The 12,155-nt window shown below is 60.3% G+C and carries 10 protein-coding genes; 1 reads left to right on the top strand and 9 read right to left on the bottom strand.

Features of this window, described 5'->3' with window-relative positions; genetic code table 11:
* Nucleotides 1-9: 9 nt before the first annotated feature.
* Nucleotides 10-1,251, bottom strand: coding sequence for a multidrug efflux RND transporter periplasmic adaptor subunit MexE (gene mexE / locus LCH65_RS18355; RefSeq protein WP_004413738.1), 1,242 nt, complete (start codon nt 1,249-1,251; stop codon nt 10-12).
* A gap of 317 nt (nt 1,252-1,568) precedes the next feature.
* On the opposite strand from mexE, the gene LCH65_RS18350 reads away from it, so the two are divergent.
* Nucleotides 1,569-3,497, top strand: a complete 1,929-nt coding sequence (locus LCH65_RS18350; protein ID WP_024663675.1) for a methyl-accepting chemotaxis protein — start codon at nt 1,569-1,571, stop codon at nt 3,495-3,497.
* A gap of 67 nt (nt 3,498-3,564) precedes the next feature.
* Here LCH65_RS18350 and LCH65_RS18345 read toward each other — a convergent pair whose 3' ends face one another.
* From LCH65_RS18345 to LCH65_RS18310, 8 genes are all read right to left on the bottom strand, one after another.
* On the bottom strand, nt 3,565-4,362 hold the full coding sequence (locus tag LCH65_RS18345; protein WP_004413734.1) for an amino acid ABC transporter ATP-binding protein: 798 nt from the start codon (nt 4,360-4,362) through the stop codon (nt 3,565-3,567).
* Complete coding sequence (gene ehuD, locus LCH65_RS18340; protein WP_004413732.1) at nt 4,355-5,005, bottom strand: ectoine/hydroxyectoine ABC transporter permease subunit EhuD; 651 nt, start codon at nt 5,003-5,005, stop codon at nt 4,355-4,357. The genes LCH65_RS18345 and ehuD overlap by 8 nt, the downstream gene beginning before the upstream one ends.
* A gap of 3 nt (nt 5,006-5,008) precedes the next feature.
* On the bottom strand, nt 5,009-5,686 hold the full coding sequence (gene ehuC, locus LCH65_RS18335) for an ectoine/hydroxyectoine ABC transporter permease subunit EhuC (RefSeq protein WP_003383635.1): 678 nt from the start codon (nt 5,684-5,686) through the stop codon (nt 5,009-5,011).
* 57 nt (nt 5,687-5,743) lie between these two features.
* The gene (gene ehuB / locus LCH65_RS18330; protein WP_003364424.1) at nt 5,744-6,616 is read right to left on the bottom strand and encodes an ectoine/hydroxyectoine ABC transporter substrate-binding protein EhuB; all 873 of its coding nucleotides are present in this window, start codon (nt 6,614-6,616) and stop codon (nt 5,744-5,746) included.
* A 243-nt stretch (nt 6,617-6,859) separates the two neighbouring features.
* Nucleotides 6,860-8,503, bottom strand: a complete 1,644-nt coding sequence (locus LCH65_RS18325; RefSeq protein ID WP_226439695.1) for an ABC transporter ATP-binding protein — start codon at nt 8,501-8,503, stop codon at nt 6,860-6,862.
* Nucleotides 8,500-9,432, bottom strand: coding sequence for an ABC transporter permease (locus LCH65_RS18320; RefSeq protein WP_004413727.1), 933 nt, complete (start codon nt 9,430-9,432; stop codon nt 8,500-8,502). The genes LCH65_RS18325 and LCH65_RS18320 overlap by 4 nt, the downstream gene beginning before the upstream one ends.
* Nucleotides 9,433-9,436: 4 nt before the next feature.
* The gene (locus LCH65_RS18315) at nt 9,437-10,387 is read right to left on the bottom strand and encodes an ABC transporter permease (protein ID WP_226439694.1); all 951 of its coding nucleotides are present in this window, start codon (nt 10,385-10,387) and stop codon (nt 9,437-9,439) included.
* Nucleotides 10,384-12,015: an ABC transporter substrate-binding protein gene (locus LCH65_RS18310; protein ID WP_004413724.1), complete on the bottom strand. Its 1,632-nt coding sequence runs from the start codon at nt 12,013-12,015 to the stop codon at nt 10,384-10,386. The genes LCH65_RS18315 and LCH65_RS18310 overlap by 4 nt, the downstream gene beginning before the upstream one ends.
* Between the last annotated feature and the right edge of the window lie 140 nt (nt 12,016-12,155).

Here is a 12,155-nt window from a genome sequence, read left to right as displayed (position 1 = left end):
ACGAGTCCCTTAGCCGCGCGGCGCGGCAGCGCTGGCGATTTTGACGGCCGCTTTGGGCGCCACTTGTGGCAGGTTGCTGGCTTCAAGGGCCTGGCGTTGTTTGAGCAGTGCGGCGAGGGTGTCGGCGCTGGCCATCGGAGTGACTTCAGGGTCTACAGGCTGGCCGGGACGTACGCGCTGCAAGCCTTTGACGACGATGGTGTCATCCTTGCCCAGGCCATTGCGCACAATGCGCAGGCCTTCGATTTTCGGCCCCAGCTCGACAGCCCGGTAGGCAGGCTTGTTGTCCTTGTCCATGACCAGCACAAACTTCTTGCCCAGGTCGGTGCCCACTGCTTCGTCATTGATCAGCACGGCCGAGTAAGTGCCGCTGCCCACCAGTTTCAGGCGCGCATACAGGCCGGGAGTGAACGCACCGTCGGCGTTATCGAACACGGCGCGGCCACGAATGGTGCCGGTCCTCGGGTTGACCTGATTGTCGACAAAGTTCATCTGGCCCAGATGCGGGTTGCCGGGTTCGTTGGACAGCCCCAGATACACCGGCGTGCTCTGACCGCGCTGGCCTTTGCGGGCCAGTTCGGTGTACTTGAGGAACACGCGCTCGTCTGCGTCGAAGTAGGCGTAGACCTTGTCGGTGGAAACCACGCTGGTCAGGGCAGTGACATCGGCGGTGACAATGTTGCCGGCGGTGATTTCGGCACGACTTACGCGGCCTGAAATCGGTGCGGTGACACGGGTGAAACTGAGGTTCAGTCTAGCCAGGTCCAGTTGCGCCTGAATGGCCGCGACACCGGCCTTGGCTTCCTGCGCCGAGGTGGTACGCGATTCGGCCAGCTCGGCGGAAATCGCATTGTTGCTGCGCAGACGCTCGCCACGCTGGGCTTCGCTGTCACTGCGCGAAGCGACTGCGCGGGCCTGTTGCAACTGGGCTTCGAGACGGCGGACTTCCGACTGGAAGGGGCGAGGGTCGATCTGGAACAGCAGGTCGCCTTTCTTGACCAGCGAGCCGTCGGTGAAGGCTACCTGATCGATCTGACCGGAGACTCTTGGGCGAACTTCGACCGTTTCAGGTGCTTCGAGACGACCGGTAAATTCATCCCACTCGTTGACTGGCTGTTCCAGTACCTTGGCCACACTGACTTTGGCTGCGCCAGGCGCACTGGTGGCTTCCGGCGCACGGCCGCAGGCACTGATGACGATCAAGGCGAGGGCGGTGAGAGGGTAGCGCAGATGGCTGATTGTCTGGTGCATGGGAAGTTCCGCCAATAGTGAAGAATGGGGCGGATTCTGTTGCGCACGGGGTGTTATTAACGAATCGAATAAACCGAAGGTTACTATCACTGGCAATGATGAGTACCCATAGGTCTTCGAAAACCTTCAGCCGGGTGACCCGCAGGGTGGATGGCGGCCAGGCATTCGGGGCTGAGAATGCTCCCCTTATGGTGAGCCAAAAAAGCTCATGCCATATTGCTATCTCTTCGATCAATCTTTGCAATCGCCGCGGCTATCAAGTTGTCCAGCGAACAGTCGATCCTTGGTTATTGCGATAAATCCCGAGGAAAAGTTTGATGAAGTCGACATGGCTGGACAATTTGAAGGTCAGCAAAAAGCTGAGTGTAGGCTTCGGTCTGATACTGCTGGGTGTGCTGACGGTCACCGCGATCGGTTACCTCAGCACCAACCTGCTGATCGAGCGGCTGGGCAAGGCAGCCAGGGTTTCTGAGGTGAAGGCCGATGCGCTGAGCCTCAGGATCGCTGCGCAGGCCTATACCGCCAAGCCTGACGCGAGTAATTCGCAGGGCTACACGGCCGCCCTGGACAATCTGGGCAAGACCATCGAGGAAGGCCTGAAGATTCTGACCGTTCCGGCCAACGCCGATATCCTCAGAGGTATTCGCGATCAGGCGGGTGGCTTGAGACAAACGTTCAGTCAATTGGTCGATAACAATCGGCAAATTGATCAGGCCATGCAGCCGCTGATCACCATTTCCGAACAAGTGAGCGGAAGCTTTGAGACACTCCTGCAAAAGACCTTGGACGACGTTTCCCGATCGCTGGATCAAAGCGGTATCGACCAGGTAAAGATTGCTGGCGACCTGCGCAATGGCATGACCAATTTTCGGCTGGTGTTTCGCCGTTATATCAGTATCCCGACCGCTGAAAACAGGCAGATCACCTTCGATGCTGCCGACTCACTGATCGCTCAGGTGAGCAGTGCGCGCAACCAATTGCCGAACAAGGCCGGCCCGGCGGTGGATGAGGCGCTCGCGGCGCTGCAACAGTACAAGTCGTTGATGGTCTCCATCTCGCAACTGATGCAACAGAACGATCAGATTCGCGACAGCCTTCGCCAGCAGTCAATGGACATCGTCACCAGTACCGAAAAGCTGATGGCGGGCCAGGTAGTCAGTGCCAATAAAGAAAAAGACAGCGCCGTAACCCAGTTGCTCACGGTGGCGGTGATCGTATTGCTGCTGGGCATCTTCGCGGCGATTCTGATTACCCGTCAGATTACCCGTCCGCTCGATTCCACGGTGATCGCTGCGCGTCGAATTGCCGGCGGCGATTTGACCAATGACCTCAGCACCACTCGCCAGGATGAGCTGGGCCTGCTGCAAAACACCATGCAACACATGACCGTATCGCTGCGTACCCTGATTGGCGGTATCAGCAATGGTGTGACACAGATCGCCACGGCGGCCGAGGAGCTTTCAGCCGTCAGCGAACAGACCAGCGCGGGCGTTACTCAGCAGAAACTGGAAGTCGACCAGGTGGCGACCGCCATGAACCAAATGGCGTCCACCGTTCAGGAAGTGGCGCAGAACACTGAAGATGCATCGCAGGCCGCCAGACAGGCCAGTGACCGCGCAACCCACGGCAGCAGTGTGGTGCAAAACGCCACGCGTGAAATCAGCCAGCTTGCCGGTGAAGTGGGGCAACTGGGCGAGGCCATGCAGCGCCTGATTCAGGACAGTGACAAGATCGGCGGTGTCATTGATGTGATCAAGGCGGTCGCGGAACAAACCAACCTGTTGGCCCTCAACGCGGCGATCGAAGCCGCACGTGCGGGTGAGCAGGGGCGCGGCTTTGCCGTGGTGGCCGATGAGGTGCGCTCGCTGGCTCAGCGTACACAGTCATCCACGACTGAAATCGAGGCGCTGATAAAGTCCTTGCAGGATGGCACCGGCGCGGCATCGGATCTGATGAATGCCAGCCGTCAACGTACCGAAGGCACCGTGGCGCTGGCGCGGCAGGCCGAAGAATCGTTGCTTGAAATCACTCATTCGATTGTGACCATCGAACAGATGAGCCAACAGATTTCTGCTGCCGCTGAAGAGCAGAGCGCCGTCACCGACGAAATCAATCGCAGTGTCATCAGCGTACGGGACATCGCCGACCAGTCGGCTACGGCCACCGAACAAAGCGCAGCGTCTACCGTGGAGCTGGCGCGCCTGGGCAGCAACCTGCAGGACATGGTTGCGCGTTTCCGGATCTGATTGTCGCCACTTTCAAAAAGTCGCGAGGCCCAAAAGTCTCATCCTGTAAAAAGAGCGGCGCTGGCAATCAGCGCTGCTCCACCCTCTGCAGAAACCTTCGAGTCCGCTCGTTTTGCGGATTCAGCAGAATTTCGCTCGGGGTGCCGTCCGCCACGATGCGCCCGCCCTCCATGAACAGCACCCGGTCAGCGATGTCCTGAGCGAATTTCATCTCGTGGGTCACCAGTAACATGGTCATCTGAAACTCGTGGGCAATCGAGCGAATTACCGCCAGTACCTCGCCGACCAGCTCAGGGTCGAGCGCTGACGTGACTTCATCGAACAACATGACCTGCGGACGCATGGCCAGTGCTCTGGCAATCGCTACACGTTGTTGCTGACCACCGGAAAGCTGGCTCGGATAGGCATCGGCCTTGTGAGCAAGCCCGACCAGCCCGAGGTATTGATGCGCGCGTTCAAGGGCCTCTTCGCGAGGCAGTCTGAGTACCCGTAGTGGTGCTTCGGTGACATTTTCCTGCACGGTGAGGTGTGGGAACAGATTGAACTGCTGGAACACCATGCCTACCCGATGTTCCACCGGAGCCTTGCGTGCGCCAGGCCAGTGCCATCCGGATGTGCGCGCGGGCACTGCTTCGCCTGCGACTTCTATGCTGCCTTGCTGATAGTTTTCCAGCCCCTTGATGAGGCGCAATACCGTTGATTTACCCGAGCCACTGGGGCCGATCAAGGCGACTTTCTGACCTTGAGGAATGCTCAGGTCCAGATGGTCGATGATCCGGTTGCGGCCGAAGTCCTTGACCACGTGTTTCAGCTGTATCTGCGCAGTGGTGACGGGTGGGGTTGCGGTGTGTGCGAGATCAGACATGGCTGCGCCTTTCCAGGTATTTGAACAGCAACGAGGTCGGCACACTGATCGCCAGAAACATCAGCGCCATCACTGTGTACGGTTCGTTGTAACGATAGGTCATGCCGGCGACCTGCTTGGCAGCCTGAAACAGTTCAGGGATGGTGATCACCGCCAGAAGCGGCGTTTCCTTGAACATGCCGATCAGGTAATTGCCGAGCACCGGCAGCATGGGTTTCAACGCCTGCGGCAGGATGATGCGCCGCCAGGTGTCGCCACGATTGAAATCAAGGGCGCGTGCGGCTTCCCACTGTCCGGCCGGGATGTCGTCAATGGCACCGCGATACGCTTCGGCGATATAGGCCGCGTAATAGCAGCCAAGACCTATCACACCGGTGGTGATCGCCGGGAAGGTGATGCCCGCCAGCGGCAGCGCGAAGAACAGCACATACAACTGGACCATCAACGGCGTATTACGGAAAAAGCTCAGGTAGCCTTTGCTCAGGCGATGCACGATGGTTATCTGCGAGCGCAGTGTCAGGGCCAGGATCAGACCGAGCAAAACCGCGAGCAGGAACCCCAGCACCACGACCTGCACGGTCACCAGCAAGCCCTGAAACAGCTCCGGCAGAATCGACCAGACGAATGCGATATCAAACTCCATCGTTCATCCCCTGGCCGTGCGCCACGCGGTGGCGTGCTGCTCATAACGCTTGACCAGCCAGCTCAATGGCCAGGCCATCACGAAATAGCACACCAGCACGATGCTCCAGATCAGCGTTTGCTGGCCCAGCGTGGTGATCAATTGACTGCCGGTAAAGGTCAGGTCGGTGAGGGTGATGAGTGAGACCAGTGACGTGGTTTTCAGCAGCTCGACCAATTGATTACCCATCGGCGGGATCATGAACGGCAGGGCCTGCGGCAGAATGATTCGCCGAAACGCGCTTATCGGCCCGAAGTCCAGCGCACGCACAGCGTCACGTTGACCCTGGCTGACGTTGATCAATGCCGAACGAATGATTTCCGCGCCATACGCCGAAAACGTCAGGCCCAGCCCCAGCACGCCGGTGGTCATGGGGGACAGGCGGATGCCGAACAGCGGCAGAATGAAGAACAGGTAAAACAGCAGCACCAATGCCGAGATGCCACGCAGCACCTCGACATACACCGTGGCGAACCAGCGTAACGCCCGGAATGGCGACAGGCGCATCAGGGCGATTACAAACGAGAGCACCAGTACCAGCAGTTCGGCAAGCACGGTGATCTGCAGGGTGATCCAGGCGCCGTGGGCCAGTTGTCTGGCAATGAAACCTGCGGTTTCCAGTGTTGCAGCATCAACAGGCATGGCCGTACTCGTGTGGGTCAGGGCCGTTTACTGCGCGCCCTTGCGGGGCGGGGCAGATCATGGGTTGCAGCGTTGGGCTGCGGTGATGGCCGGGTCAGCCAGTTCGTTTTCGGTATAGCCGTACTTCTGCAGGATTTTCAGCAGCTCGCCCGACGCCCGGAGTTTGGCCAGTTGTTCGTTGAAGGCCTGTTCGAAGGCCGGATCGTTTTTTGGCAGGCCGTAGGCGTGGTAATTCCAGCCCGGTTTGCCACTGGCGTCCGGAATCTGCTCGAAAGGCAAGGCGCGCTCGATGTCCGGACTGTTGGCTTTCTTGATCAGACTGATGACTTCGGCGTCCGGGAAATACACCACGTCCACGCGACCCGCCTGCAAGGCGGCCAATGCCTCGGTGTCCTTGTCGAACAACACCACGTTGCCGTTGGCGATACCGCTGTCTTTGGCTTCCTGAACCTGATTGCTGCCAGGTTGAGTGGCCAGGCGCACCTTGGCGTTGCTGGCGACGTCCTTGAGGCTGTGCAGGTTCAGCGGGTTGCCGGTTTTGACAATGAACGCACCGCCGGATCGCGTCACCGGGTTGGAGAACGCGATGACCTTGCAGCGATTCGGATTGATGAACAGGCCTGCACCGATCAAGTCGAAACGACCTGCTGCCAGACCCGGCACCAGCGAACCGAAGTCAGTGATAGGCGTCTCGATCTGCTTGATGCCCAGCGGTTCGAGAATCGCCCGCAGTATCTCGACGTTGGCCCCGGTGGCTTTGCCATCGGTGCCGATGTAGGCATAGGGCTGTTCATTGGCGATGCCAGCGGTCAGGCCGTCAGTGCGGCCTTTTTCCAGCAGTCCGGCCAGGGCAGGGAATGAAACGACGGCATTCAGCAGCAGCGCTGAACCCATCAGGGCTGGGAACGACAGGGGGGTGATGCCTTTCATTGCGGGTGCTCGAAGTAGGAGGATGGGGGCTTGTTGCTGATGCGGCCTGAACATGCGAGTCAGGTGCGCAAGGTAGCCTGGTCTTGCCTGCATCCTGCTTCGGCAACGTTTGGTGCATAAGGCGAAACTCTATAGCTATTAAAAAGATAATTTAAATATCGATAAGGAATATGCATATACGCAGTCGCCGAGGCCATGGGTTGCAAACGTCGTGCGACCAATTGGTGCAAGCCCAGGCATTTGTCAGTGCGTCCCTGTTTGTAACTCCAGACGCCGGCCAGGTATCGCGGCAATCAACTCCTGGGTGTAAGCCGCTTCAGGCCTGGCAAAAACATCCTCGGCCAGACCCTGCTCGACGGTCTTGCCATGCTTGAGCACCAGTACCTGATGGGCAACGCTGGCGACCACTGCAAGGTCGTGGGACACCAGCACGTAGGCGATGCCCGATTCGGCTTGCAGCTCGACCAGCAAGTCGAGAATCTGCGCCTGCACCGACACGTCCAGTGCCGAAACCGGCTCATCGAGCAGCAGCAGATCGGGCTGCAGGGCCAGCGCTCTGGCAATGGCAATCCGCTGACGCTGGCCACCGGAAAGCTCGCGGGGCAGGCGGTCCAGATAGGCCACGGGCAACTGCACTCGCTCTATCAACCGGCGTGCGGCCTGCTCCAGTTCGCGGCCTTTGAGCAGGCCGAACGAGACCAGGGGTTCGACGATGCTTTCGAATAACGTGAAGCGTGGGTCAAGGGCCGCGAACGGGTTTTGCTGCACTAACTGGATACGCCGCCGCAGCGGTCTGAATTCGCGCCAGCCCAGGTCGGTGACATCCTGGCCGTCCAGCTGCACTCGTCCGTGGGTGGGTTTTTCCAGACCCAGTGCGATGCGCAACACAGTACTTTTACCAGAGCCGGACTCGCCGACGATGGCCAGGGTCTGGCCGGGATACACCTTGAAGTTGACGTCTTGCAGCGCCTGGAGGTCGGCGTCTTCGCCTTTCACGTAGGGCAGACGATAGGTCTTGCCGATGTTGTTCAGGGTCAGCAGAGGTGTGTCGCTGCTCGCGACCGGTCGCACTGTTGCCGGGCTCTTGCGCTGGCCGAAAGCCGGTGCTGCGGCGATCAGTGCGCGGGTATAGGCATGGCGAGGCGCGATGAGTATCTGTTGCGGAGGGCCTTGTTCGACCAGTTCGCCCTTGTTCATCACCAGCACTTGGTCGGCCCGGTCGGCCGCCACGCCCAGATCGTGGGTGATGATCACCAGGGAAATACCACGCTCGGCCACCAGACGTTGCAGATGATCAAGGATCTTGCGTTGTACCGTCACGTCCAGCGCGCTGGTGGGCTCGTCGGCGATGATCAGGCGAGGATTGCCCGCCAACGCGATGGCGATCAGCACGCGCTGACGCATGCCACCGGACAGTTCGTGCGGATACTGGCGGGCGCGCAATACCGGCCTGTCCAGACCGACCTGCTGCAGCAACTCCAGCACATCGGCATCCACTGCCGGGTAACGCCGGCCGTGGGCCTGAATCAGTGCTTCAGCGATTTGTCGCCCGATGCGCAGGGTAGGGTTGAGGCCGACCATCGGGTCCTGGGGCACCAGGCCGATGGTGCTGCCGCGAATTCGCCGTTTCTCGCGTTCGCCGGCATGGCCAAGATCGTGTCCATCGACGTGCAGCTCGCCGCCGGTAATGGCGGCATTGTCCGGCAACAGGCCGAGTATGGCGTTGGCCATCGTCGACTTGCCGGAGCCGGATTCGCCGACAATCGCCACGGTTTCACCTCGGGCGACCTGAAAGGACACGTTGCGCACGGCTAGGTTGATCTGGCCGTCGAAGCGGTAGGCGACACTCAGATGACGAATGTCGATCAGTTGAGCGGTATCGGTCATCGTTGAGTCTCTTCTAGAGTGCGGGCGATGTGGTTGAAGCTGAACACTACGCCAACCACGAACAGGCCCGGCAACAGCGACACCCAAGGTGCAGTCATCAGAAAATGGCGGCCGTTGGCAATCAGCGTGCCCCACTCGGCGGCCGGTGGTTCGGCGCCGAAACCCAGAAAACTCAGCCCGGCAGTCGCCAGAATCGCCGCGCCGAAGTCCAAAGTTGCCAGCACCGCCACCGGGCCCCAGGCGTTCGGCAGGATGTGGCGCAGCAGGGTTCGCGTCCAGCTTGCACCGCCCAGCCGCGCGGCCTCGACGTAAGGCAGGGTCTTGACGCGCAATACTTCGGCGCGGGTGGTGCGCGCGAATCCGGGGATGATCCCTACACCGACCGCAATGGCCACCGGAAGGGTGCCGAACCCGATGGCGGTGACAATCGCCAGCGCCAGTAGCAAGCCGGGCAGGGCCAGCAATACATCGATCAGACGCATGATCACTGCATCGATGCGCCCGCCTGCGAAACCGGAAATCACCCCCAGGCTCAGGCCACCGGCCATGGCGATGCCCACCGCCAGCAATGCGGCCTGTACCGACAGGCTCGATCCATGCACCACGCGGGTATAAAGATCACGGCCCAGCTCGTCGGTGCCAAACCAGTGCGCGGCATTCGGGGCGGCGAGCTTGTCGGCAGGCGAGGTGGCATAAGGTGCGTAGTTGCTCAGCAGATTGGGTGCCAGCGCGGCCAGCAGCGCAAAGGCGACCATTGCCACAGCGAGCAGAAACCCCGGGCGGCGCAGCAGGGGCCTGGCGGCCTCCACGGCGCGACTCAGGCTGCTGCGTCGCTGCCACTGCGCGGCAGGTGCGTTTTTGCCGGGAAGGTTTTGACTGGGATCAACAAGGCGGGTCAGGCACGCAAGGCGGTTGTCGAAGATAGTCATGGCGTCAGGAGACCTTTGGCGTGTGGGCGATGCGCGGATCCAGCGCGGGGTACAGCAGGTCAACGATCAGATTGACCACGACGAACGCAGCTGCAGAGACCGCAACGATGGCCAGTACCACCGGGATGTCCTGGCGCAAAACGGCTTCCTGGGCAAGTCGACCGACCCCGGAGCGGGCGAAAATGGTTTCCACCAGCACTGCGCCGGACACGGTGTTGCCGACCTGCAGGCCGATCAGTGTGAGCAGCGGCAGGGCAGCATTCTTGAACGCATGGCGGGCCTGAACCTGCGCGCGAGTCAGGCCCTTGGCATAAGCGGTGATGATGTAGGGCTCTTTCCAGACGCCCTGAAAGCCACGTTGCAGGACCTGGGCGTACACCGCGGCGCTGGGGATCGCCAGCGTGACGGCGGGCAATATAAGGCTGGAGAATCCCTGATTGCCGGTCGCCGGGAACCAGCCAAGAGTGAACGCGAACAGTTGAATGAACAGCAGGCCCATCCAGAAGACCGGCACCGAGAAGCCCAGCGACGGCAGGCGTGACAAGGCGACTTTCAAGGGCTGCCAGCGTACGTAGGCGGTGAGATACGCCAGACCTGTCCCGCCGATCAGTGACAGAACAATGGCCAGCCCCGCAAGGCTCAGGGTTTGTGGCAGACGCTCGATCAGTAATTCCGAAACCGGGCGGTTGAGCGTCAGCGAATTGCCGAAGTCGCCATGTAACGCTCCCCACAGCAAATCGACGTATTGCTCGAAGATGCCGCGGTCCAGTCCGTAATAGAGCTTGGCCTTGGCGAGGTCCTGCGCGGACAGGGAGTCGATTTCGACACCCGAGGCGCTGAGCATGATCGACAGGCTGTCGCCGGGCAGCAGGTAAAGAATGAAATAGGTGACGCTGTAGGCACCCCAAAGTACCAGTAGCGCTTGCGCGATCCGACTGAGGATATAGCGATTCATGGCGTTGCCAACTCGATGTCGTTGAACAGCGCAAAGCCTTCCGCCGTCCAGTGGAAATTGCGTACGTTTTTCGCCGTGGCGGCTTGCCAGACGCGCTCGTAAACCGGGATCGCCGAGCCCTCGTCGACCAGCAGGTCCTGCAACTCGCCATAAGCCCTGGCGCGCTGTTCGCTTTGCGTGGCTGTCAGTCCTGCGTCGAACAGCTCAAGGGCCTTGGGCAGCGTTTCCGGCGCGTAAAGGTTGGTCGCCAGCGTCGAGCTGTTGGCACTGCGCGGGTCGATGATGGTCTGCAGAATGATCGGGTCGGCGCGGGTCATGTAGGTGGACGTCAGGTCATAATTGCCTGCCGCATTGGCCGCAGCCCACTCGGCGGTGGTCACCACGTTAAGCTTGAGCTCGATACCCACCTTGCGCAGTTGATCCTGAATCAGCACATCACCAGCGGTTTCGGCGGGGGACAGGTTGTAGGCCAGCTTCAGGCGCTTGCCTTCCTTATAACGATAGCCGTCGGCGTTTTTCTGCCAGCCCGCAGCGTCGAGCAGGCGCTCTGCACCTTGAGGGTCGTAGGTCAGTTTGTCGGCCTGGCTTTTATAAAACGGCGTGGTGACGTCGTAGATGCCGGAGACCACCGGGAATTGCGGGTTGTAAACGGTGGCTGCGTAGGTCTTGCGGTCGATTGCCTTTTGCAGGGCCAGGCGCACGTTGCGGTCGGCAAGAATGCGATTGCCACGCGTGTTGGGGTACAGGTTCAGCGCAGGTCCTGGCAGCGAACGGCTCTGAATGGTCGCGCCCCTGGACTTGAACAGGTTGAGGTCCACCTCGGAGAACGGATTGCGCGGCCAGAGGATGTCCACCTGCCCCTGAACGAACTGGCCGTTACGGACGCTTTCTTCCGGCACGTAGCTGACCTCGACCGCATCCAGATGCGCCTCGCCCTTGTTCTGCGCATTGGCCGATGGCCAGGCATAGCCCTTGCGTTTGATCAGGCGCAAACCGCTTTCAGGCGTGTAGCGCTCCAGCACGAATGGCCCGGTGCCAATGATCGCGCCCAACGAACGCTCCTTGACGCTGAGTGCGTAGGACTCTGGAGCAAGAATGGCGAGATTGGTGGTGGAGGTGGCTTGCAGGAAGCCCGCGTTGGGTTGGGCCAGCACCAGTTTGATGGTGAAGTCGTCCAGTACCTCGGCGTGGTCGTAACCTTTGAGGTAAGTGGCGCCGAAGGTGGCTGGCAGTTGTGCGGCGAACGACTTGTCCGCGTCGTAGGCCGTCTTCACCGCTTGAGCGTCGAAACGTGTGCCGTTGCTGAAGGTCACGTCCTTGCGCAAGTGAAAGGTATATTCCAGCACGTTGTCACTGACTTCCCAGCGTTCTGCCAGCCAGGGAATGATCTTGCCGGTCTGCGGGTCCTGATCGGTCAGGGACTCGGCAATATTGCGCAGCACCACCCGATGCTCCAGCCAGTACACCTGAAAGGGGTCAAGGCTGACCAGCGTGGTGTTGTCTCTGAAGAACGCCACTTTGAGGGTTTTGGCTGCCTGGCCGTCCGGGCCGGAGGGTGAGCAGCCGAGCAGGGTAATGGCTGTGAAGGCGGCGAGCAGCAGGCGCGGGAGGAACGTGCGCCCAGTCATCGCAATGCGCTCCGGGGGGCGAGTCCAGTCGAAAAAGTCGAAGGCGGTGTACGGCGCATGGAAGGTCCTCTTCAAGTCGAGCACAGTGCTTCAGCACTGATTTCTTAAGACCGTATTCTTATGGTCATGCGCTGTAAAAG

Source organism: Pseudomonas sp. MWU16-30316, from assembly GCF_020515645.1.
In the GTDB taxonomy this organism is placed as follows: Bacteria; Pseudomonadota; Gammaproteobacteria; order Pseudomonadales; family Pseudomonadaceae; genus Aquipseudomonas; species Aquipseudomonas cerasi.
Note: the sequence above shows the minus strand (reverse complement) of the source record. Positions and strands in the feature narration are given on the sequence as shown.

What these genes read in the sequence shown, in the direction of transcription:
- mexE (WP_004413738.1), bottom strand. Translation starts at nt 1,251, where the DNA reads ATGCACCAGACAATCAGCCATCTGCGCTACCCTCTCACCGCCCTCGCC.
- LCH65_RS18350 (WP_024663675.1), top strand. Translation starts at nt 1,569, where the DNA reads ATGAAGTCGACATGGCTGGACAATTTGAAGGTCAGCAAAAAGCTGAGT.
- LCH65_RS18345 (WP_004413734.1), bottom strand. Translation starts at nt 4,362, where the DNA reads ATGTCTGATCTCGCACACACCGCAACCCCACCCGTCACCACTGCGCAG.
- ehuD (WP_004413732.1), bottom strand. Translation starts at nt 5,005, where the DNA reads ATGGAGTTTGATATCGCATTCGTCTGGTCGATTCTGCCGGAGCTGTTT.
- ehuC (WP_003383635.1), bottom strand. Translation starts at nt 5,686, where the DNA reads ATGCCTGTTGATGCTGCAACACTGGAAACCGCAGGTTTCATTGCCAGA.
- ehuB (WP_003364424.1), bottom strand. Translation starts at nt 6,616, where the DNA reads ATGAAAGGCATCACCCCCCTGTCGTTCCCAGCCCTGATGGGTTCAGCG.
- LCH65_RS18325 (WP_226439695.1), bottom strand. Translation starts at nt 8,503, where the DNA reads ATGACCGATACCGCTCAACTGATCGACATTCGTCATCTGAGTGTCGCC.
- LCH65_RS18320 (WP_004413727.1), bottom strand. Translation starts at nt 9,432, where the DNA reads ATGACTATCTTCGACAACCGCCTTGCGTGCCTGACCCGCCTTGTTGAT.
- LCH65_RS18315 (WP_226439694.1), bottom strand. Translation starts at nt 10,387, where the DNA reads ATGAATCGCTATATCCTCAGTCGGATCGCGCAAGCGCTACTGGTACTT.
- LCH65_RS18310 (WP_004413724.1), bottom strand. Translation starts at nt 12,015, where the DNA reads ATGACTGGGCGCACGTTCCTCCCGCGCCTGCTGCTCGCCGCCTTCACA.